Source organism: Acinetobacter sp. DL27 (assembly GCF_055810995.1).
Map to the genome: position 1 here is coordinate 3,206,778 of NZ_CM147947.1, position 19,538 is coordinate 3,226,315.

The 19,538-nt window shown below is 40.2% G+C and carries 16 protein-coding genes and 1 pseudogene; 9 read left to right on the top strand and 8 right to left on the bottom strand.

The features are described from left to right. Window positions 1–35: 35 nt before the first annotated feature. Window positions 36–1,439, bottom strand: coding sequence for an ammonium transporter (locus AC0KVP_RS15440; protein WP_473337762.1), 1,404 nt, complete (start codon window positions 1,437–1,439; stop codon window positions 36–38). Window positions 1,440–1,498: 59 nt separating this feature from the next. After that, a complete protein-coding gene (gene glnK, locus AC0KVP_RS15445) occupies window positions 1,499–1,837 on the bottom strand; it encodes a P-II family nitrogen regulator (RefSeq protein WP_004281042.1) in 339 nt (112 codons plus the stop codon). Window positions 1,838–2,112: 275 nt separating this feature from the next. Here glnK and AC0KVP_RS15450 point away from each other — a divergent pair, with 275 nt between their 5' ends. Together AC0KVP_RS15450 and AC0KVP_RS15455 are read left to right on the top strand one after the other, a co-directional pair. Next, window positions 2,113–2,340 (top strand): accessory factor UbiK family protein, encoded by a 228-nt coding sequence (locus AC0KVP_RS15450; RefSeq protein ID WP_419271762.1) that lies wholly within the window; start codon window positions 2,113–2,115, stop codon window positions 2,338–2,340. Between the two features lie 65 nt (window positions 2,341–2,405). Next, window positions 2,406–3,251 (top strand): annotated as a pseudogene (locus AC0KVP_RS15455) (YifB family Mg chelatase-like AAA ATPase); the annotation flags it as partial. 112 nt (window positions 3,252–3,363) lie between these two features. On the opposite strand, the gene AC0KVP_RS15460 reads toward AC0KVP_RS15455, so the two are convergent. Next, on the bottom strand, window positions 3,364–4,071 hold the full coding sequence (locus AC0KVP_RS15460; RefSeq protein ID WP_023187978.1) for a hypothetical protein: 708 nt from the start codon (window positions 4,069–4,071) through the stop codon (window positions 3,364–3,366). A 429-nt stretch (window positions 4,072–4,500) separates the two neighbouring features. Between AC0KVP_RS15460 and AC0KVP_RS15465 the strand changes: the two genes are divergently transcribed. The 7 genes from AC0KVP_RS15465 to AC0KVP_RS15495 all read left to right on the top strand — a co-directional run bounded on the left by AC0KVP_RS15465 (window position 4,501) and on the right by AC0KVP_RS15495 (window position 12,591). After that, a complete protein-coding gene (locus tag AC0KVP_RS15465) occupies window positions 4,501–5,583 on the top strand; it encodes a helix-turn-helix domain-containing protein (protein WP_023187979.1) in 1,083 nt (360 codons plus the stop codon). Between the two features lie 205 nt (window positions 5,584–5,788). Continuing rightward, window positions 5,789–5,968 (top strand): hypothetical protein, encoded by a 180-nt coding sequence (locus AC0KVP_RS15470; protein WP_001141891.1) that lies wholly within the window; start codon window positions 5,789–5,791, stop codon window positions 5,966–5,968. Window positions 5,969–6,082: 114 nt separating this feature from the next. Next, window positions 6,083–7,096, top strand: coding sequence for an SMODS domain-containing nucleotidyltransferase (locus tag AC0KVP_RS15475; RefSeq protein WP_023187980.1), 1,014 nt, complete (start codon window positions 6,083–6,085; stop codon window positions 7,094–7,096). After that, window positions 7,096–8,808, top strand: a complete 1,713-nt coding sequence (locus AC0KVP_RS15480; RefSeq protein WP_023187981.1) for a ThiF family adenylyltransferase — start codon at window positions 7,096–7,098, stop codon at window positions 8,806–8,808. The genes AC0KVP_RS15475 and AC0KVP_RS15480 overlap by 1 nt, the downstream gene beginning before the upstream one ends. A 5-nt stretch (window positions 8,809–8,813) precedes the next feature. Beyond that, window positions 8,814–9,275 carry a Mov34/MPN/PAD-1 family protein gene (locus AC0KVP_RS15485; RefSeq protein ID WP_005314752.1) on the top strand — a complete coding sequence of 154 codons (462 nt, stop codon included), beginning with the start codon at window positions 8,814–8,816 and terminating at the stop codon, window positions 9,273–9,275. Window positions 9,276–9,277: 2 nt separating this feature from the next. Continuing rightward, entirely contained in the window at window positions 9,278–10,672 is a 1,395-nt protein-coding gene (gene cap4 / locus AC0KVP_RS15490; RefSeq protein WP_023187982.1) for a CD-NTase-associated endodeoxyribonuclease Cap4, read from the top strand. Window positions 10,673–10,716: 44 nt separating this feature from the next. Then, a complete protein-coding gene (locus tag AC0KVP_RS15495) occupies window positions 10,717–12,591 on the top strand; it encodes a hypothetical protein (protein ID WP_043971761.1) in 1,875 nt (624 codons plus the stop codon). A 185-nt stretch (window positions 12,592–12,776) separates the two neighbouring features. Here AC0KVP_RS15495 and AC0KVP_RS15500 read toward each other — a convergent pair whose 3' ends face one another. The 5 genes from AC0KVP_RS15500 to AC0KVP_RS15520 form a co-directional block, all read right to left on the bottom strand. Continuing rightward, window positions 12,777–13,868: a cation diffusion facilitator family transporter gene (locus AC0KVP_RS15500; protein ID WP_023187984.1), complete on the bottom strand. Its 1,092-nt coding sequence runs from the start codon at window positions 13,866–13,868 to the stop codon at window positions 12,777–12,779. Window positions 13,869–13,884: 16 nt separating this feature from the next. Then, the gene (locus tag AC0KVP_RS15505; protein WP_023270948.1) at window positions 13,885–14,427 is read right to left on the bottom strand and encodes a nuclear transport factor 2 family protein; all 543 of its coding nucleotides are present in this window, start codon (window positions 14,425–14,427) and stop codon (window positions 13,885–13,887) included. 7 nt (window positions 14,428–14,434) lie between these two features. After that, a complete protein-coding gene (locus AC0KVP_RS15510; protein ID WP_008942232.1) occupies window positions 14,435–14,818 on the bottom strand; it encodes a hypothetical protein in 384 nt (127 codons plus the stop codon). A gap of 76 nt (window positions 14,819–14,894) precedes the next feature. Beyond that, window positions 14,895–16,376 carry an efflux transporter outer membrane subunit gene (locus AC0KVP_RS15515; RefSeq protein WP_008942231.1) on the bottom strand — a complete coding sequence of 494 codons (1,482 nt, stop codon included), beginning with the start codon at window positions 16,374–16,376 and terminating at the stop codon, window positions 14,895–14,897. Next, the gene (locus AC0KVP_RS15520; RefSeq protein WP_008942230.1) at window positions 16,373–19,537 is read right to left on the bottom strand and encodes an efflux RND transporter permease subunit; all 3,165 of its coding nucleotides are present in this window, start codon (window positions 19,535–19,537) and stop codon (window positions 16,373–16,375) included. Before AC0KVP_RS15520 ends, AC0KVP_RS15515 begins: the two co-directional genes overlap by 4 nt. Window position 19,538 lies beyond the last annotated feature (1 nt).

Sequence of the window (19,538 nt, forward strand, 5' to 3'; positions counted from 1 at the left end):
ATATTGATTATACTGTTTATTTATTATTCTATTGATTAGTCCACACGTTCGCCATGTTGGCTCAAGTCTAGGCCCATACGTTCATCATCAGATTCAACGCGAATTCCAATCACTAGATCAATCACTTTTAAGATAATGAAGGTTAATATTGCTGAGTATGCGATCGTTGCCAATACCCCTTCAACTTGAACCCAAAGTTGATGCATCACATCACTTGGTGCTTTGTCGCCCATGATGAAGTCGCTTGCAAAGAATGCTGTTAAGATTGCACCGACAATACCACCAACACCGTGTAAACCAAACGCATCTAAAGAGTCATCGGCTTTTAAAGCACGTTTCAAGACACTGATACCCCAGAAGCACACCACACCACCGATTAAACCCATCGCCAGCGCACCGCCGACAGTCACAAACCCTGCTGCTGGTGTAATCACTACCAGACCAGCAACCGCACCAGATGCAGCACCAAGTACTGAACCTTTACCACGTGCAACTTTTTCAGTAATTAACCAAGAGATTGCCGCTGCTGCTGCTGCTACTTGAGTCACAAGTAATGCATAACCTGCTGAGCCGTTTGCGCCCAATGCAGAACCACCATTGAAACCAAACCAGCCGACCCACAGTAAGCTTGCACCCACAACGGTTAATGCCAAGTTGTGTGGAGCCATTGATTCACGGCCTAAGCCCATACGTTTGCCGAGCATATATGCAGCAACCAAACCCGCCACACCTGAGTTGATGTGTACAACGGTACCGCCAGCAAAGTCGAGTGCGCCATCATTTGCTAACCAACCACCGCCCCATACCCAGTGAGTAATTGGTGCATAGACCACGACTACCCAAATCGAGATGAAAGCGATAAATGCGCCGAATTTCATCCGTTCTGCAATTGAACCACTAATAATGGCAACTGTAATGATGGCAAAGGTCATTTGGAAAATAACGAATAGAACTTCAGGAATCGTCCCTGTGAGTGCATCTGTGGTGATCCCAGTCAGCATGAACTTATCTAAGCCACCGATAAAGGCATTGCCCTCACCAAAGGCCAATGTATAACCAATGATGACCCATGCAATACTCACCACTGCCGCAGCAACAAAGCTATGTGCCATAGTGCTTAAGACGTTTTTCTTACGAACCATACCGCCGTAGAATAACGCTAAACCTGGAATGGTCATTAATAAAACCAGTGCTGTGGAGACTAAAATCCACGCCGTATCACCTGTATCTAATGTTGGTTCTTCTTCTGCAGGTGCGGGTGCTTCTACTGGAGCAGCAACGGCTTCAACTGCTTGTACCGCTGGAGCAGCCACATCCGTTGTTTCAACCACTGTGACTTGTTCTGATGGAGTTGGCGCTGTTGCTGCTTCTTCAGCCCAAGCAACAGAACCACCTAAAAGTGCGCCAGATAAGCTCAGCGCGAATAGCATCTTTTTCATTCGTATCCCCCAACCTAATTTGTGCGAGTTATGTGTTACTCAGCAAACTTCATGCCAAATTAAACGGCATCGGCACCTGTTTCACCTGTACGGATACGGATGACTTGCTCTAAATTTGTGACGAAAATTTTACCGTCGCCAATTTTTCCTGTACTAGCCACACGTGTGATTGACTCAATCACCGCGTCGACCATTTCATCACTGATCGCGATTTCGATTTTTACTTTTGGTAAGAAATCAACAACATATTCAGCGCCACGATAAAGTTCAGTATGACCTTTTTGACGACCAAAGCCTTTGACTTCAGTTACCGTGATCCCTTGAACACCAATTTCAGACAGTGCTTCACGCACATCATCCAATTTAAACGGTTTTACAATTGCAGTTACGAGCTTCATGTTTGTTTTCCTTCGGCTTATTTCACCAGTAAGGTTTTATGTTCAAATTTCATGCCAAAAATTCTTAGGTTGGGGGGAAAAGAAAGTCTGACATGAGTTTTCTTTATACCCTATTCTATACATTTAAATGCGTTTTGAGCTTCAAAATTCAGGTTTTTTAGTCGAAGATTTATGATTTTTTTACAATCGATGAAATCATATTTCATCTGAAAGGCTATAGAGTCAGAAGCAGCAATGGTACACTGCTGTCACTTCTCCAACTGTTGGATATAGAAATGATTGAAACTTTATTACAAGCCATACTGGAACAAGTCGAACAACCTAGACAAGACTTAGAACATAATTTACGCGCACTGCTGAATGAAGCGGTGACCAAGATGGATTTGGTTTCCAAAGATGAAATTGAGCGTCAACGTACTGCACTGAATAATGCCAATTTGCGTTTAAATGACTTATTAAAACAAGTAGAAGCTTTAGAGTTACGCATTCAGAACAAAAAATGAGCACTTGTTTGGTGCAACAAAAGACGCATAACGAATTAAAATAATGCACTATAATGGAACAAAAGATGTCTTTTGCCAAAATTTACACTCGAGCTTTGCTCGGTTTACACGCACCTTCGGTTGAAGTTGAAGTTCATCTGAGCCAAGGACTACCCTCTTTAACCATTGTGGGGCTTCCTGAAGCAGCCGTTCGGGAAAGTAAAGATCGGGTACGCTCCGCCATTATCAATAGTGGCTTTCAGTTTCCGACTAAACGCCTCACTATCAACCTTGCGCCCGCAGATCTGCCCAAAGACAGCTCACGACTGGATTTGCCTATTGCACTGGGTATTTTAATTGCCTCTGGTCAGCTCCCTGAGCAAGGGACTGACAATTTTGAATTTATAGGTGAGTTGGCACTTGATGGGCAACTGCGACCAATTTCAGGTACTTTAAGTATTGCGATTGCCTGCCAGCAAGCTGGACATCAACTGATTTTACCTGAGGCCAATGCGCAAGAAGCCTCTCAACTGCCCAATTTTCAAGTATTTGCAGCGCAACATTTAAAACAAGTCTGTGAGCATCTGTCGCAAAACCATCTCATCCAACAGTTTCAACCCACGGCGCTAAAAGCCTCACAGCACTACAAATTTGATTTGGCCGATGTTAAAGGTCAACTGCGTCCAAGACGCGCCTTAGAGATTGCGGCAGCAGGTGGTCATTCTTTACTGTTTAAAGGACCGCCAGGGACAGGGAAAACCCTATTGGCTTCACGTTTAGCCAGTATTCTCCCACCCTTGAACACGCAAGAGAATTTGGAAGTGGCGAGTATTTACTCGGTGGCCAATCATCAACATCCTTTTGGACAGCGGCCATTTCGTGCACCGCACCATACAGCTTCTGCGGTTGCCTTAGTCGGTGGCGGGTGTCATTTACAAACAACTATGCGACATTCCAAACAACTATGCGACTTAGAAAATGGAAGCGATAGTATATTGAGAGAAAAACAGTTTTGCACTGTTGTTCTCTCATTTCCTATTTAGTTCACCAAGAGGTTAAATTAGAATAATAGTCTGGTTGGCCTATACCATGATTAAGAAAAGTTTCTTCAGTTTTAAGCATTCTATCAAGCAATCTTTTTTTCAATGCCTCATTAGCATTCATATGTAGAAATTGCATTGCAAACACCTGTAACATGCCATTAAGGGTCAGCAATATACTTTCAATATCCTCATAGGCACAGACAGGTTGTTTACCTTTAAATAGCACATTCAGTAGCTCACCACGACCATGTGTGAAAGTTGAATACTTCTCGTACAAAGCTTTACCTTGCTTTGTGAATTGCTTGAAGTGTTTATGAAAATCTCCATTGTCTGGGTCTTCAAAATTATCTAAAGCTGTACTCATCTGAAAAAAACTAGCAAAGTCTTTTGGTTGAGTAATTAACATTTCAACATCTGTCCCTTTAGGCTGTTCTATAAACTCTAAATAAAAACACCTAACATATATTTCTAGCATCGTACGAGCTACGACGACAGCGGAGGAAAAATGATCTTCTTTCATAAGTAATTTAAAGGAAAGATAATGCGTTTGGAACAACTGAAAATATGCTCTATTAATACGCTGATATTGATCATCCTCGTCTATCTGAACTGAAGCTGAAATTTTATTTACTTCATTCTGAGTCTTATCAAGCTCTCTAATTATAAAGTGAATACGTTTTTTTCCATCCTTATTCAAGTTCATTTTCATTTTAAATCCTTTATTTAATTACACTCTGGGAGAAAAGGAAACAATCGTCCTTAAACCTAATTTTAGCAAGAATAAATCACTTTAGAATTCCCTCCAAATGGTCAAATATTTAATAAAAATACATTTTCTAAATAATCGAAAGTCAAACTGCCCCTTATAAGAACACTGATCATCCTCTATCTTTACCCAAATATTTTAATGCTCAAATTTTGACATAAAATTCTATAGTGAAATTAAAATCTTTCAAATAGAAGATAAAATCAAAAACACTATATGTTGTGCTAAAAACCAAAATGACCACTACATAAAGCAATGTAAGGTAAAAAAGAAACAATTTAGGAATAATTTGAAGAAAAATTTGCATAAGGTTTTTTGTTCAGTTATCATTCGATTAACTTGATCTGTAAGTCAATGATCTTGGAGGTGAATATGACTCATTTCAATCCTGACATGCTTAGTATTGCACGAAACTTTCGTGGTCTTAGTCAAACTGAACTAATTGCTGAAATGGGACAGTCTATTACTCAGGCTTCATTATCTAAAATTGAAAGTGGGGACTTAAAACCCTCCGATGAAGTTATCCATAATCTATCCAATGCCCTACATTTCCCTATACGATTTTTCGAACATATTGAAAAGCTAAATGCACTGCCAATTAGTTTGCATGCATACAGAAAAAAAAGCTCTACCACAGCTAAAGCATTGAGCCGCATGAATGCTGAAATGATGTTAAAAATGGGCCATGTACAAACATTAGAATTATTCACAAATGTGCCAAAAAGAAAAAACTCCTTACCAACTTTTAAAATTGGCCTAGATGTAAACACTCCTCAAGAAGCGGCTAAAAAGCTTAGATCATTGTGGGCGTTAGGAAATGAACCTCTTGAAAACCTAACTGCCACTGTGGAAGATGCCGGGGTTTTAGTCTTTTTATGCGACTTTAAAGATAATAATGTTGATGGCGTATCCTTAAAAATGCATGGTGTGTCTCCATGCGTATTTCTAAATGCAAACCAGCCAAATGATAGAATACGCTTCACATTAGCACATGAGCTTGGGCATTTGGTCCTCCATGAAGAGCCATCTGAGTTTATGGAAAAAGAAGCAAATGACTTTGCTGCCGAATTCTTAATGCCAGAAGAAAAAATTATTGATCAATTAGTTTCAACCAATTTAGCTCATTATCTAAGACTTAAAAAGGAATGGAAAACCTCAATGGCGGCCTTAATCTATAGGGCGTCAGAGTTAGGAACTATAACTTCAAGTCAAAGTGCCAATTTATGGCGGCAAATGGCTATGCGTGGTTATCGTAAAGTTGAACCAAATGAATTGGATCGAGAAGCGACATATAGAGTAGCTTCAATGCTTTTTGACTACGCAATAGATGCAAAAAAAACATCAGCATCTGTCATTAGTGAGTTATCTCAATTATTTGACTTATATGAAGATGACTTTAAAAAACTATATTATTTTGACCTAGATTCAATGGAGACTATTGAGATGGTTTCGTAAATTAAAAAGCCGACTCTATTGGGTAGAGTCGGCTTGATAGATTTTCACACAGGAAAGGCATATGGCTCTAAGCCCTACGCATACCTCATGTTAGATCTGGCTGTCAGAACCCCATTCTAACATTTAGGCCCGTAAATCTCAAGATTTACCCGCTTATTTTGGTATGCGCCCTGAAAAACGAGCCGCCAAAATAGGAGGGCTAACAATGCCTACCGAAAATCAAGACTTCGTGTTTTGTAAATCTTATCGCCATAAATCTGGAAAAATTATTGTCCATCCAACTGGATATTTTAAATTTCCCAGAACTCGGCCATTGAAAGAAGAAAAGGATACTATCCGTAATAAAAAATCGGATGATCCTGATAACTCAAACTCAATATCGTAAACAAGGTTAAATAACCTACTGCTATGCAACAAAGTTCACAGTAGTAGGTTACTTAATTTTTCTGATCGCACTTAATTTTATGCCCCATTTTAGTACATGGGCTCAGAGAGAATTATGACAACTCAACAGCAGTTTCTTGACCTACTTTCCGATATTGAACCATCTACAACAACAGTTAATGATTGTTCAAGCGCACATAATACGCTTCGTAATGCTTTAAAAGTGCATAATGAATTCAGCAAAGTACATGTGCATACGTTCTTATCAGGTTCTTATAAAAGAAATACGGCAGTACGTCCGACTACTATAGGCGGTATCACACAAAGACCAGATGTAGATATTATTGCCCTTACAAATCACACAATTAACGATAATCCTCAAATTGTCCTTGATGCAGTACATACAGCATTAAAGGATATTGGATATACCGATCTCACCGTTAACCGTCGTTCAGTAAATGTTAAGTTGAAAAAAGTTGATATGGATGTTGTCCCTATCATTTCAGATGGATATGGTGGCTATCTGATTCCAGACATTCATCTTGAAGAATGGCTAGTTACCAACCCTCCAGCCCATACCGAGTGGACTGTTGAGGTGAATAAAAATGCAAATGGGCGATTTAAGCCTCTTGTGAAGCTATTTAAATGGTGGCGTCGTGAGAACTTGTCTGATTTAAAACGACCAAAAGGATTCATTTTAGAATGCCTGGTTGCCAAGCATATGAATTACTACGAATCCAACTATGAAAAGTTGTTTGTTTATCTTTTAGAAACAATCAGGGATTCTTATGGGATTTATGCGTCACTAGGCATAATTCCACATTTAGAAGATCCTGGTGTTGCAGGCAATAATGTTTTTTCTGCGGTCACAGCAGATGAGTTCAAAACCTTTTATGAAAAGGTAAAAGAACAAGCTGCTATTGCACGAAATGCCTTAAATGAAACAGATGATGATAAAGCATTAGCTCTATGGCGGCAGGTCTTGGGTAATCGTTTTCCACGTTCGGCATCACACAAAAGTGCAAATTCTGCTGATATGGCCAGCTCTTTAATCCGTTCAGCTTTAGGTGCAGGATTAACATTTCCATCAACCCCTGTTTATCCAAATAAACCAGGAGGCTTTGCGTAATGGAACTGCTAAAAACACCATTAGAACGCTTAATTCAAGAACGGCAGTTATTGACCGATCTTGAAAATGAGGAAAACAGTTTTAAGATTCAGGAGTGGAACTCAACAAACACTAATGAACTGCATTTAAACTTCTCTCTCAAGATAGGAACTATAGATTTTAATGGTGTTTTAGTATATCCAGAGCTTTTCCCAGAGCTACCAGCATATATACGTCCACAAAAATCTGGTGAAAGATGGAGTATCTTGCACCAGTACGGTGGTTCAGGAGTGCTGTGTCTAGAATACGGTCCAGATAATTGGAATACAAATATCAGTGGAGTGGAACTAATTAGAAGTGCCCGGATTCTTTTATTAACAGACGCAATGACTGTATTGGAGATGGATGTAGAACCTGTGCCATCTAGGCATTCTGAAACAATAGGTCAAAAATTAAGAGGTATTTCAGAAAGGTTCATTGAAACACCAATGTTACGTCACATACTCTTGGGTAGTGACCCTGAAAAAATGGACTTTAAGGTTGCCATCTCAAGCATTCGGGACAAGACCGTTATTGTTCCAACAAATATTCAAAACAAACCTCTACCTGACATCGTCCCATCATTTTCTAATGAAAGATTTGAATTGTCTGGATGGGCAATAAGAGTTGATTCTGTTCCTTTATTAAAGGAATCTGTAAATGATCGACTTTCGTTAGAATCCTCTTTAGGCAATTTATGGCCTACTCAGGAGGAATTCACAAGTTCCATAAAGCCTCTATTGTTATATGACTTAAATGGTAACTTGGAACTATTCTTAATTAATAATACAGCACCACTTTTCGTAAGTTATCCAGCTATTAATCTACATGATGATCAGAATCAAAGATTGCCAGCACAATTTAGCAATATCAATGATGCAAAGATAGTAATCGTTGGTCTTGGATCGTTAGGAAGTAAAATTGCAATTTCACTGGCGCGGTCTGGCTGTAAAAACTTTCTACTTATTGATGATGATATTCTGGCACCCCAGAATCTTGTCCGTAATGAACTCAACTGGTTAGATGTTGGCTTTGCTAAAACCCATGCTGTTGAAAGAGCATTAAAACGAACTGCATTAGACATGCAGATTGAAACGTATGAAATGCAAATTGGTGGCCAGGAAAATCCTCATTTAAATTCCAATATCGCTAATGCCATTGGTACATGTAATCTGATTATTGATGCGACAGCAAACTCACATACATTTCTAACCTTAGCTGCAATTGCTAAAAGAAAACATATACCAATGGTATGGGGTGAAATCTTTGGTGGCGGTGGTGGAGCAATGATGGCCCGTAGTCGCCCAACGTTAGATGCCTCACCTTTAGAGCTTCGCAATCATATTTATGGTGTCTTACAAACGTTGGAACCAATCCCAGAAGGCAAAGTTAATAATTACGGCTTTCAAACACAAAACCAAACATATATTGCATCAGATGCAGATGTAACGGCTCTTGCAGCGTCTATGACTCAGTTCACATTAGATACTTTATGTACAGTTGATGAGCAATCCTCTTATCCATATTCAGCATATTTAATAGGGTTCCGTAAATATTGGATATTTCAATGTCCTTTTGATACTCATCCTATCGATTGTTCAGGTGCGTTAGTAACAGAATCTCCTACGGATAAACAGATATCTGAAAGTGAAAATGGCAATTCTATTGAAGAGCCTGAACCGATGAAAGGTTAATACTAATGCTGAAAATATCCATTCCTACTGATATACAAATTTTACTGATAAAAGCCCTGTTGAAGTCTGGAACCCACGAATGTGGCGGTGTTTTAATGGGTGAGCATATAGGTACAAATCATTTTAGAGTTAGCTCATTAACTGTTCAAAAGAGTGGAACGATCGCATCCTTTGTACGTGGAATTACGGATGCTATTAAAGCAATTCGCCTTTTTCATAAATCAACAAACAATAATTATCAAAAATTTAACTATTTAGGTGAATGGCATAGCCATCCTCTCTTTAGTGTACAACCCAGCAGTAAAGACCATCACACCATGAGGGAATTGGTGTCCGATCCAAAAGTTGGGGCAAATTTTGTAGTCTTACTGATTTTTCATTTAAAAAACAATCATCTTGAGGGCAGTGCCCACACCTACCTACCAGATGGTTCCTGTTACCCATCCACCCTGGATTTAGAGAGATAATAATGAGTGCAAGTCTGTTAGAAAAACAATCAACTGGTGGTGCAATTGCACGAGTAGGGTTTGATTATCAGGATGCCTTTGTATTAAAGAACCTGCCACTATGGCTATCTGAAAGTGCTTTTAGTCACATTGTGAGTGAATCAATAGGTGATGTTGAGGTTTGCTACTTCTCTTCAGAGAAAGATTTCCAGCGTGTCATGTATGAAGCTAAAAATCATTCGCTGACTTCTACAGACTTCTGGAAAGAAATTAAGCGCTTCAAGGAGGCGTTTGATATTCCATCAAGTGAATATACTCGCTTTAGTTTAGTATGCCCACTCTATACCTCTACACTTCACCCATTTCTTGCCCAGATTGAGAGAATTAGAGGCGTTGGCTCTTCATACAGTGCCGATTCTGTGATTTTACAAAAAAGTCGTCAGGATATTATTCAGTGGTGTAGCGATAAGGGATTCGAAACCTCACTTGCTGAGTTTGCACTTGACCATGTTGATTTCCTGTCTTTCAATGCTGAAGATAGCGACTCTGTATTTATAGGCGAAATAGAAGAGAAATTATCCAATATCGAACTCACTACACGTAAAGCCAAACAGTTAAGAGATCAGTTTAAAAAATTGATTTCTCGTTCTTCTTTTGGTCCAATACATCGCAAAGACTTTGAAAATTTTATTTGCCATGCTCTTGAAGAAGATAGAAGCCAATGGCTATCAGATCCTATCAAAATTAACCTTTCTACTTCAACCAGTCAGTACCAAGACTTAAACTTAGATATTCGTGATTTCAATGGTCCTGATCGTGCCCAAAAAACCTCCAGCGACTGGAACAACCTAATCAAAAAAGCGGTATCGATTGGGGATTTCATTCATAGCAGTGGTGACCGTAGAACCCTCCTTATAGACGGTAAACAAAGAATGTCCACCGCATGTATGCTTGGCTATGTATTTAGTGCCACACGTAATTTCCTACTTGAAATAGAACATAATGGCCTCGCTTATCGCACTGATGACCATAAACAGAAAGAGGGACAATTTTTTAATAAAATCGCCCCTGTTGAGCTACAGGGAGAAACTGAAGCCATAGTTACTATCGGATTTCCTACAGCTATAGGTAAAGACATTGACTCTACAATAAATGAAGTAAAGAGCTTACCTAGACTGAATCTAGAAAGCTCTTATGCGATTGATAATATGGAAACTCTAAATCTTGCTGTGAGAGAGGCAAAATCCGCTTTAGTTTCATTCAAATCTGAAAATAAGTTATCTAAATTACACCTCTTTATTAAAGCACCCTCAGTTTTTGCAATGGTCTTGGGACATCGTTTGAATGGTGTTTGTGATATTCAGCTTTACGATTGGGTAGATGGGCAATATATCCCTACGGCCGAGCTGAGCATATAAGAAGAATTGACTAGTCGATAATATTACTAATAGAGAGGTTGACCATGAACAATCATTCTAATGAAAAAAATACTGATAACTCTCCAGATAAAACAAAATCACCGGCATTCAAAGTTCTTGAATCCAATGCTGAAAAGTTCTTAATGGTGTGGTGGTATGGAGCGTTAGCAAAAGCTGATCGTAGAAATGCTCAACCTAAAGTTCATGTGGCTTTTAGGGAACTTCTGGAAGATTACACACCCACAGATAATTTTATTTTTATTGATGCAAATATAACAGATTTGGTGTCTTGGCCTATTGGAACAGTTTGGCACCATGAACGATTAGTTGACTATCTTCCCTTTGAAATAAGGGAGTTTGATATTGACCATACGGATTTTACACATACCTATGTTCAAGCATATAAGCGAGACGAAAAGACAGGGAGAATAGATCATTTCTTCTCAGACAAGAATAAATTTTATATTAATCCAAGCCAACGTGAGAATTGCATTTCTTTCTCCTTAACGGATCAGGAATATAAGGAACTACTCGTACCTTGTTTTGAGTTTCTGGTGAGAGGATATGGTCTCTCTACAGAACTTCCTAGAATTCTGACAACATATGATGAGACCGAAAGACATGAACGGCTCTACACCCCTCATCCAGAAGAAGAAAACACCTGGACGATCCTTATAGGTGATAGCCTCACAACAGATGATCATGTATTTATTGCCTACTATAAATATAGCAAATATACCCAAGATGCCGTAAGAATCTTATTTAGCAGTATTGCAAAACATGATGATTTTATCCAAAGAAACCATATATACCCTAAAGTAATGCCATGGCATAAGGAAACGAGAAAAATTAGGGTTTCAGGTTTTTGTATTCCTGACACCAATGCTTTTTTAGCCTTGACAATCCTTGGAATAGAACTACCTGATCAAACACTTATCAGACGTGTTCCAAAGGTAATTCACCGCATTAAGAAACCTGTAGATGTCAACTCACCTAATCCTCCTCAGTTGCAACTAGGTCCTGGCCAGATTAACGTATCTGAAGATCAAGGAGGGCGCAAACCATTATTACAATCGGTTATTTTAGGTCATGAATTTACATGGTTAGGTTCAGGCCCTATCGGGGAAAAAAGTAAAACAAAGTATGAAAGAACCATCACCCAGCCACAGAGAAAGAAAAATACTAAAGAAACCAATACAGTTGGTACAGGAGAACCTGATAGCTCTAAGGAAGTTCTAAATGTCCAAATTAACCCGACCACTAATGGAGATACAGAGTTTGAAGCTCCAGATCATGGAAGAATCATGGGCCTATGGAATGCATGTTTAAAGGCTCGCTCGTTAAATCCCAGTATTGTCAATGCAGTCCACTATTATACTTTTGAGGAAGAGTTTGATTACCGCGATAAACCCACTCTCATGGCCTTTTTCGTTAATTCAGAAACATTAAATAATAAAGATATTACAGATGGAGAAAAACAAACTTATAAAAATTGGTGTTATGCAAACTCAAATAAAACAGCACTTCGTGGAGCATTGGTCATCCGATTATCTCTTGTAAATTGCCCTCCAGTTTATCTTTTCGATATACAACCAGCGACTTACGTTTCAACTGTAGATGGGGAAAGTGTTCTCAAGGAGCGTGGGCATGCTGGTCTAATATTTAGGTCAAGAACCGCAGAACAATTTGAGCAGTATATTTCTGGGCTCATGGAGAGCCTGCCTTTGTCAGAGGGCTCTTATACGACAACTCTCCTAGGCTCCAATTTGGTTACTCAATTATTTGTTTTTAGACATTCAAAATCTGCTGGCTTGTCAGAGGGTGAATCAACGTTATTGAATGCTCTAAGAAAAATTGGAATCACGAATATCAAGTTAAAGGAGGAAAAGGAGGAAAAGGAGGAAAAGGAGGAAAAATAATATTCGAATCTTACAATTGTGACCATCTTCTTTTAGCCTAGTCCATAATTCTTTCCTATGGGTAATTTTATTACATATCAAATTGAATTATATATAGTTTAATGGCACTTTTAAGTGCCATTAAACTTGGGTACCACTTGTGATTAGATAAGCACCTATATTAGGAATATTTAACCTTTTTAAACTCAGTGTTCTGAATCCTTTGGTATATTTTCAATAATGCAATGATGAATATCATCGTGATTGTTGAGTGATGTTTCAGCCTGAATAGTGACATGCTCAATACCTAGATTTTGTATGACATTCTCCAGATCATGTAAGAGTATCTGCACTTCCTGCATACTCATTTCTTCACTCACAACAATATGGCAGGATAAAATATAACGTTTACTTGTCAGACTCCATATATGTAAATCATGTACACCCTGAATTCGCTGGCCTTGAAGAATGGTTTCTTTGATTTCTGCCAAGTCAAATTTTTCTGGTGTACCCTGCATTAAAACATGCGAAGCCTTTACTACAACTGAATATCCACTGCGAAGAACAAGTATTGCAACTAGAACACTGGCTAAAGTATCTGCCCAGGCCCATCCAAAGAAGTAGATACATAGCGCAGCAGCAATTGCGCCAATAGAACCTAACAAATCACTGAGTACATGCAGGTAAGCACCTCGCATATTCAAGTCGTGTTCGGTATCACTACCTTTAAAAATCATTACTGCAACAATGATATTAATCAGCAATCCAATACTAGCAACGATCAACATCCCTTGTACTTCAATATGTTGTGGTTGCTGAAACCGTAGAATTGCCTCAATAAAGATATACAGTGCGATACCAACCAGTGTAATACCATTCAATGCAGCAGCCAGTATTTCAAAGCGTTGATAGCCGTATGTTTTATTTTTGGTAATCTGTTTTTGACCGATGAAGACTGCTGCAAGTGCAATACCAAGTGCAACAGAGTCACTCAGCATGTGACCGGCATCTGAAATCAAGGCCAAACTATTGGTAATAAAACCACCTATAAATTCCACTACCATAAAAATGGTAATCAGTAAAAAGCTTATGGTCAGAATTTTTTTATTACTTGGGATATGGCTGTGGTCATGATCGTGGTCGTGATCATGACCACCATGACCATGATGGTGTCCTGAGTGATCATGGTTGTGCTTATGGGTGTTACCATGACTATGCTTATGCCCAGAATGATCATGGTTATGATCATGTTCAGAGTGGTTATGTTTGTGATCTTGTGTATGGTTGTGCGAAGACATTTTATAGCACTCCTGATTATGGCTCTAACTGACTACGCAATGGATGATTGTTGTAGTAATCACCGATGTATATAATTTTATTATTTTTAACCTCAAAAAATGAAGCACCTTTAAAAGTGATTACTTTTGCGTCTTTTTTACCAGACTGGTCTTTTTTATTGAGGGTTCCCTGAAGCTGCCATTCGACAGCAACCTTATCACCAACAATGAGTGGCGGGGATGTAAGCGTCATCTTCCGATCAGGAATGACTGTTAATAAAAACTTGGGTACCTCAATTACAGATGCTGTACCTTTACGGTTTTCTTCATTACTTGTATTGAAATACTCAACATTCGTGTCAAGAACTTTAGTCAGGTCATCTGGCTGCGTACCATTCCAGATATTAAGATAGCTCTCCACGGTTTCCAAAGCTGTATTGATCGGTGCTTTTGCATGCGAAATTGAAGCTAATCCTAACGTCATAAGAATGAGTAAGAATGTCATGAAAAAAGGCTTTGATTTTTTCCCTTGACCATCAACATCTTGCTTCAATTGATTGATATAAATAGTGTTCATCATATTCACCTTAGACTTGAATAAGTTCATCCACAATCCGTTCGGCGTCTTCCCTGGTATTGACGATTTCATAAGGAATGCCAAATGCCTTTACAGCCATTTCCGTCATCTTTCTGATGGCAACTCTTTTTTCCTGATCAGGTTCAATGCAGATAATTGCCTTACATAACTGATTAAGTTCATCTTTATGGTTTTTAAGCCAAAGACCACGTTGTTTAAAGTCTTCAGGTGTTTCTTGCATTGATAATTGATCATAAACAATCACAAACGGACTGCTCATTTCCAAGAATTCCTGCATTTCCAACTGCCATTGAGGTGAATAACCTGGAACTGCCTGATCTTGCTTAAACTCAACAAATGGGAAGTTTTCTATATCATGGATAATAAATTTCATTTATATGACCTCATATTCTGTTTCATCTTGTCAGGAATTCATCTCTTTCCATCAAAAGATGAATTCCATCGATGTGCTATTTCAAAGATTTACGTTCAATCTGTACGGTATGTTCATTCCAGCCTCCACCTAATGCCTTGTAGAGGTTGACCTGATTATTCAGGCGTTCCAGGCGGGTCTGTATAAGTGCCTGCTGAGATGCATACAGAGTTCGTTGTGAGTCGAGGACTGCGAGATAATTATCTTCACCAGCATCAAAACGTAAGGTTGCCAACTTATGGGCATCCTGGCTGGCCGCAATCATTTGCTGCTGCGATTTGATCTGTTCATCTAGTGTGGACTTGCCAGCCAGCCCATCAGCAACTTCACGAAAAGCTGTTTGAATAGATTTGTCATAGTTGATGACTTCAATCTGCTTCATGATGTGTGAGCGATCCAGATTTGCCTGATTTAAACCTGCATTAAATATGGGCAAGTTAATCTTGGGCATAAAACTCCATGCACCTGTACCTGCATTAAATAGATTATCCAGACTGGAACTTGCCGTACCCGCCGAACCCGTTAGGGTAATGGATGGAAAAAATGCTGCACGGGCTGCTCCAATGTTTGCATTCGCAGCCTGAAGCTTATGTTCTGCGGCACGAATGTCTGGACGACGTTGAAGTAGATCCGATGGCAAACCAACTGGTATATCCTGCATAACAACCTGATCAGGAATTTTGGGGGACTGGTCCAATTGGGCCGCCAATTCCTGTGTTAATGGTGAACCCAGAAGTAACACCAGAGCATTACGATCCTGTGCAGTAATACGCAAGAATTTTGCATAATTGGTTTGTGCGGTGCGCAGTCCTATTTCAGCTTGACGTAAATCAAATCGGGTTGCATTACCAACATCAACAAGTTTCCTGGTCAAGTCATAGGATTTCTGCTGTGTCGCCAAAGTCGCCTTGGTTAAACCTAACGTTTCCTGATCGGCCTTATAGACCAGATAAGCATTAGCAACTGCGGATACCAGACTTAACTGTGATGCTGTCTGGACCTCTTTAGAAGCCAAATAGTTCTGTAAAGCCTGATCACTCAGACTGCGTACTCGGCCCCATAAATCGACTTCCCATGCGACCGAAGTAACACCAACCTGATACATGCGGGGGTTATAAGCAAGATCAGACGGTAAACGCTGACTGGCTGACTCTGCGGTAACACCCACATGCGGTAAACGGTCAGCACGACGAATACGATACTGTGCTTCTATCGCCTCAACATTTAAAGCTGTCACCTTAAAATCATGATTGTTTTTCAATGCATGATCGATGAGTTGGAGTAAGACAGGATCGGTATAAAAGTCACGCCAGCCAATATCGGCTGCGACTGTTTGCTTTCCATTGTTCACTTGCAGCCCTGGATAAGCCTCTCCTGTTGGATAGTGTTCCGACACAGGAGAGACAGGTCGCTCATATATGGGTGCCATTGAACATCCTGCAAGAATAGTGGCAGTGGTTAGTACACTCATTTTCTTGAGGAAGGTGTATCGGTTTAAATGAAGTGTTAAATTTTTCATTTTGAACCCTCCTGTACCAGTGCTTTGGCCTGTTCTCTACGCAGAATAAAATTACGAATGACGACATAGAAAATGGGTGTAAACAGCAAACCAAAGATTGTCACGCCCAGCATTCCAGAGAAAACAGCGATACCCATGGCATGACGCATTTCTGCACCAGCACCTGTGGCTAATACCAGTGGTATCACACCAGCAATAAATGCAATTGAGGTCATTAGAATCGGGCGTAATCTTAATCGGGCTGCTTCAAGTACTGCATCAAAAGGATTCAAACCCTCATCCTCTTTGGCTCGGGCAAACTCCACAATTAAGATGGCATTTTTTGCAGCAAGTCCCACCAGAACAACAAAGCCAATCTGGGTAAAGATGTTGTTATCACTACCAGTTACCCAAACACCTACAATCGCAGATAACAAGGCCATTGGTGCAATAAGTAATACTGCAAAAGGCATTGACCAACTGTTGTATTGAGCTGCAAGGAAAAGGAACGCCAAAATAATTGCTAGAGCAAAAACCATGACCGCAGTATTGCCTGTATTCTTTTCCTGATAGACCAGATCGGTCCATTCATAGGTCATACCTTGTGGCAATGTTTCCTGCACAATTTTTTCAATTGCGGCAGTTGCCTGACCAGATGAATAACCTGATGCAGCGTTACCACTAATATCGGCTGATGGGAAACTGTTATAGTGCATAACACGATCAGGGCCAGAACTACGCTTAATCGTGACAAAGGTCGAAAGCGGAATCATGTCTCCCGCTGCATTTCTCACCTTTAACAGATTAATGTTCTCTGGTTGCATACGGAATGGGGAATCTGCCTGAGCAATTACACGATAAGTACGACCAAACCGATTAAAGTCATTGATATAGATTGACCCCAGATTGATTTGTAGTGTTTCAAAAATATCGGTCAGTGGTACACCTTGTGACTTCGCTTTTACACGGTCAATATCAACTTCAATCTGTGGAGCATTTGCCTGGAAACTCGCAAGCATACCGACAAGTTCAGGCGTCTGAGAGGCTTTCGCCATAATCTCGCCCTGTACACGTGCCAGTGTTTCAAAGCCTAAACCAGCCCGATCTTCAATTTGTAGCTTGAATCCGCCCATAGAACCTAAGCCAGGTACTGGTGGTGGTGGAAAGATGCCCGCAAATCCGTCAGGAATCTGACTGAATTTACCCATTAATTTTCCAGCAATTGCTCCTGCTGATAATGAGGGGTCCTGACGAGCCTCAAATGGATCAAGCATGGCAAACATCAAGGCAGAGTTTGGTACATTGACTGGACCACTTGGTGTAAAGCCTGGGAATGCCATGACGCTTTCCACACCAGGTTCATTCAGTGCAATTTCCGTCATCTGTTTAACTACAGCTTCTGTGCGGTCTAAAGATGCGCCTGTAGGTAACTGGGCGATACCAACTAGATAATACTTGTCCTGTGCAGGAACAAAGCCTTGCGGCACTTTGTTAAAACCTAACCAAGTTAGGCCAAGAAAACCTACATACAAAATCAGCATGATGGCACTTAAACGTACCCCCTTGCGGACTGCACCTACATATTTGTCCGATGCCTTATCAAAGAACCGATTGAATCCTCTAAAGAACCAACCAAATAAGCGTTCGGTTAAATCACGTTTTTTATTTCCAGCTTGATGTGGTTTAAGCAAGATACCTGCTAAAGCTGGTGAAAGTGTTAAAGAGTTGATTGCAGATAAGATGGTTGAAATCGCAATGGTCAAGGCAAATTGGCGATAGAACTCACCCTGCAATCCTGTAAGAAATGCCGATGGAATAAATACAGCAGATAAAACCGCAGTAATCGCGATAATTGGCCCTGTCACCTCAGACATTGCCTTACGGGCAGCTTCTTTTGGTGATTCGCCTAATGCAATATGCCGTTCTACGTTCTCCACCACCACAATTGCATCATCGACCACAATACCAATCGACAGTACCAGTCCAAATAAGGTCAATGTATTTAGGGAGAAGCCGAAATAATACATAATTGCAAACGTACCAATCAGTGAAACGGGAACGGCAATTAAAGGAATAATGGATGCACGCCATGTTTGCAGGAACAGGATGACAACAAGCACAACCAGTGCAATGGCTTCTAACAGAGTGGTAATGACTGATTTCAAAGAAGCTTTTACGAAAATATTTGGATCATAAGGAATTTTATAATCCACACCGTCAGGGAAGCTTTTCTTCAATTCTGCCATCGTTTCACGGACTTCACTTGAAACATCGAGTGCATTGGCACCTGGTGTCATAAAGATTTGTAAGGCAGATGTTGGCTTACCATCCAGTAAAGCTCGCATGGTATAAGCATCAGAACCCAGTTCAATTCGTGCAACATCTTTCAGGCGTGTGATTTGTCCAGTGTCACCAGCTTTAACCACGATTTCACTGAATTGCTCTTCAGTGGTTAAACGTCCCAGCGTATTAACAGTAACTTGATAGGCCGATGTTGTATTTGGTTGTTGACCAACAGAACCCGCAGCAACCTGCATGTTTTGTTCACGAATGGCTGCAACCACATCATTGGCGGTTAAACCACGGGCAGCCACTTTTTCAGGATCAATCCAGACACGCATCGAATATTCACCAGCACCACCAATCTCGATATTTCCAACACCTGGTAAACGTGCAAGCTCATCACGCACATTTAACAGTGCATAGTTGGACAAATATAGTGGATCATGATTCTTGTTGGATGACACCAAATTGATGACCATGAGAATATCGGGTGAGGTTTTTTCAGTGACCACACCAATGCGTTGAACTTCTTCAGGTAAGCGTGGCAATGCACGAGAAACCCTGTTTTGTACCTGTATCTGTGCTTTATCAGGGTCTGTACCCTGTTTAAAGGTGACGGTCAGTACCATCTTGCCATCGGCTGCGGTTTGAGAACTCATATACAACATGTTCTCAACACCGTTCACGGCTTGTTCCAGAGGGGAGGAAACCGTCTCGGCAATGATTTTGGGGTTGGCACCAGGATAACTTGCCATGACCTGTACAGTCGGTGGTGTAATGGCTGGATATTCACTCAATGGCAGTTTAAACAGTGATAAAGCACCGAGAATGACGATCAGCACAGAGATCACGACCGCAAATATTGGCCGATTAACAAAGAAATGAGGGAAATTCTTCATG

What these genes read in the sequence shown, in the direction of transcription:
- AC0KVP_RS15440 (WP_473337762.1), bottom strand. Translation starts at nt 1,439, where the DNA reads ATGAAAAAGATGCTATTCGCGCTGAGCTTATCTGGCGCACTTTTAGGT.
- glnK (WP_004281042.1), bottom strand. Translation starts at nt 1,837, where the DNA reads ATGAAGCTCGTAACTGCAATTGTAAAACCGTTTAAATTGGATGATGTG.
- AC0KVP_RS15450 (WP_419271762.1), top strand. Translation starts at nt 2,113, where the DNA reads ATGATTGAAACTTTATTACAAGCCATACTGGAACAAGTCGAACAACCT.
- AC0KVP_RS15460 (WP_023187978.1), bottom strand. Translation starts at nt 4,071, where the DNA reads ATGAAAATGAACTTGAATAAGGATGGAAAAAAACGTATTCACTTTATA.
- AC0KVP_RS15465 (WP_023187979.1), top strand. Translation starts at nt 4,501, where the DNA reads ATGACTCATTTCAATCCTGACATGCTTAGTATTGCACGAAACTTTCGT.
- AC0KVP_RS15470 (WP_001141891.1), top strand. Translation starts at nt 5,789, where the DNA reads ATGCCTACCGAAAATCAAGACTTCGTGTTTTGTAAATCTTATCGCCAT.
- AC0KVP_RS15475 (WP_023187980.1), top strand. Translation starts at nt 6,083, where the DNA reads ATGACAACTCAACAGCAGTTTCTTGACCTACTTTCCGATATTGAACCA.
- AC0KVP_RS15480 (WP_023187981.1), top strand. Translation starts at nt 7,096, where the DNA reads ATGGAACTGCTAAAAACACCATTAGAACGCTTAATTCAAGAACGGCAG.
- AC0KVP_RS15485 (WP_005314752.1), top strand. Translation starts at nt 8,814, where the DNA reads ATGCTGAAAATATCCATTCCTACTGATATACAAATTTTACTGATAAAA.
- cap4 (WP_023187982.1), top strand. Translation starts at nt 9,278, where the DNA reads ATGAGTGCAAGTCTGTTAGAAAAACAATCAACTGGTGGTGCAATTGCA.
- AC0KVP_RS15495 (WP_043971761.1), top strand. Translation starts at nt 10,717, where the DNA reads ATGAACAATCATTCTAATGAAAAAAATACTGATAACTCTCCAGATAAA.
- AC0KVP_RS15500 (WP_023187984.1), bottom strand. Translation starts at nt 13,868, where the DNA reads ATGTCTTCGCACAACCATACACAAGATCACAAACATAACCACTCTGAA.
- AC0KVP_RS15505 (WP_023270948.1), bottom strand. Translation starts at nt 14,427, where the DNA reads ATGATGAACACTATTTATATCAATCAATTGAAGCAAGATGTTGATGGT.
- AC0KVP_RS15510 (WP_008942232.1), bottom strand. Translation starts at nt 14,818, where the DNA reads ATGAAATTTATTATCCATGATATAGAAAACTTCCCATTTGTTGAGTTT.
- AC0KVP_RS15515 (WP_008942231.1), bottom strand. Translation starts at nt 16,376, where the DNA reads ATGAAAAATTTAACACTTCATTTAAACCGATACACCTTCCTCAAGAAA.
- AC0KVP_RS15520 (WP_008942230.1), bottom strand. Translation starts at nt 19,537, where the DNA reads ATGAAGAATTTCCCTCATTTCTTTGTTAATCGGCCAATATTTGCGGTC.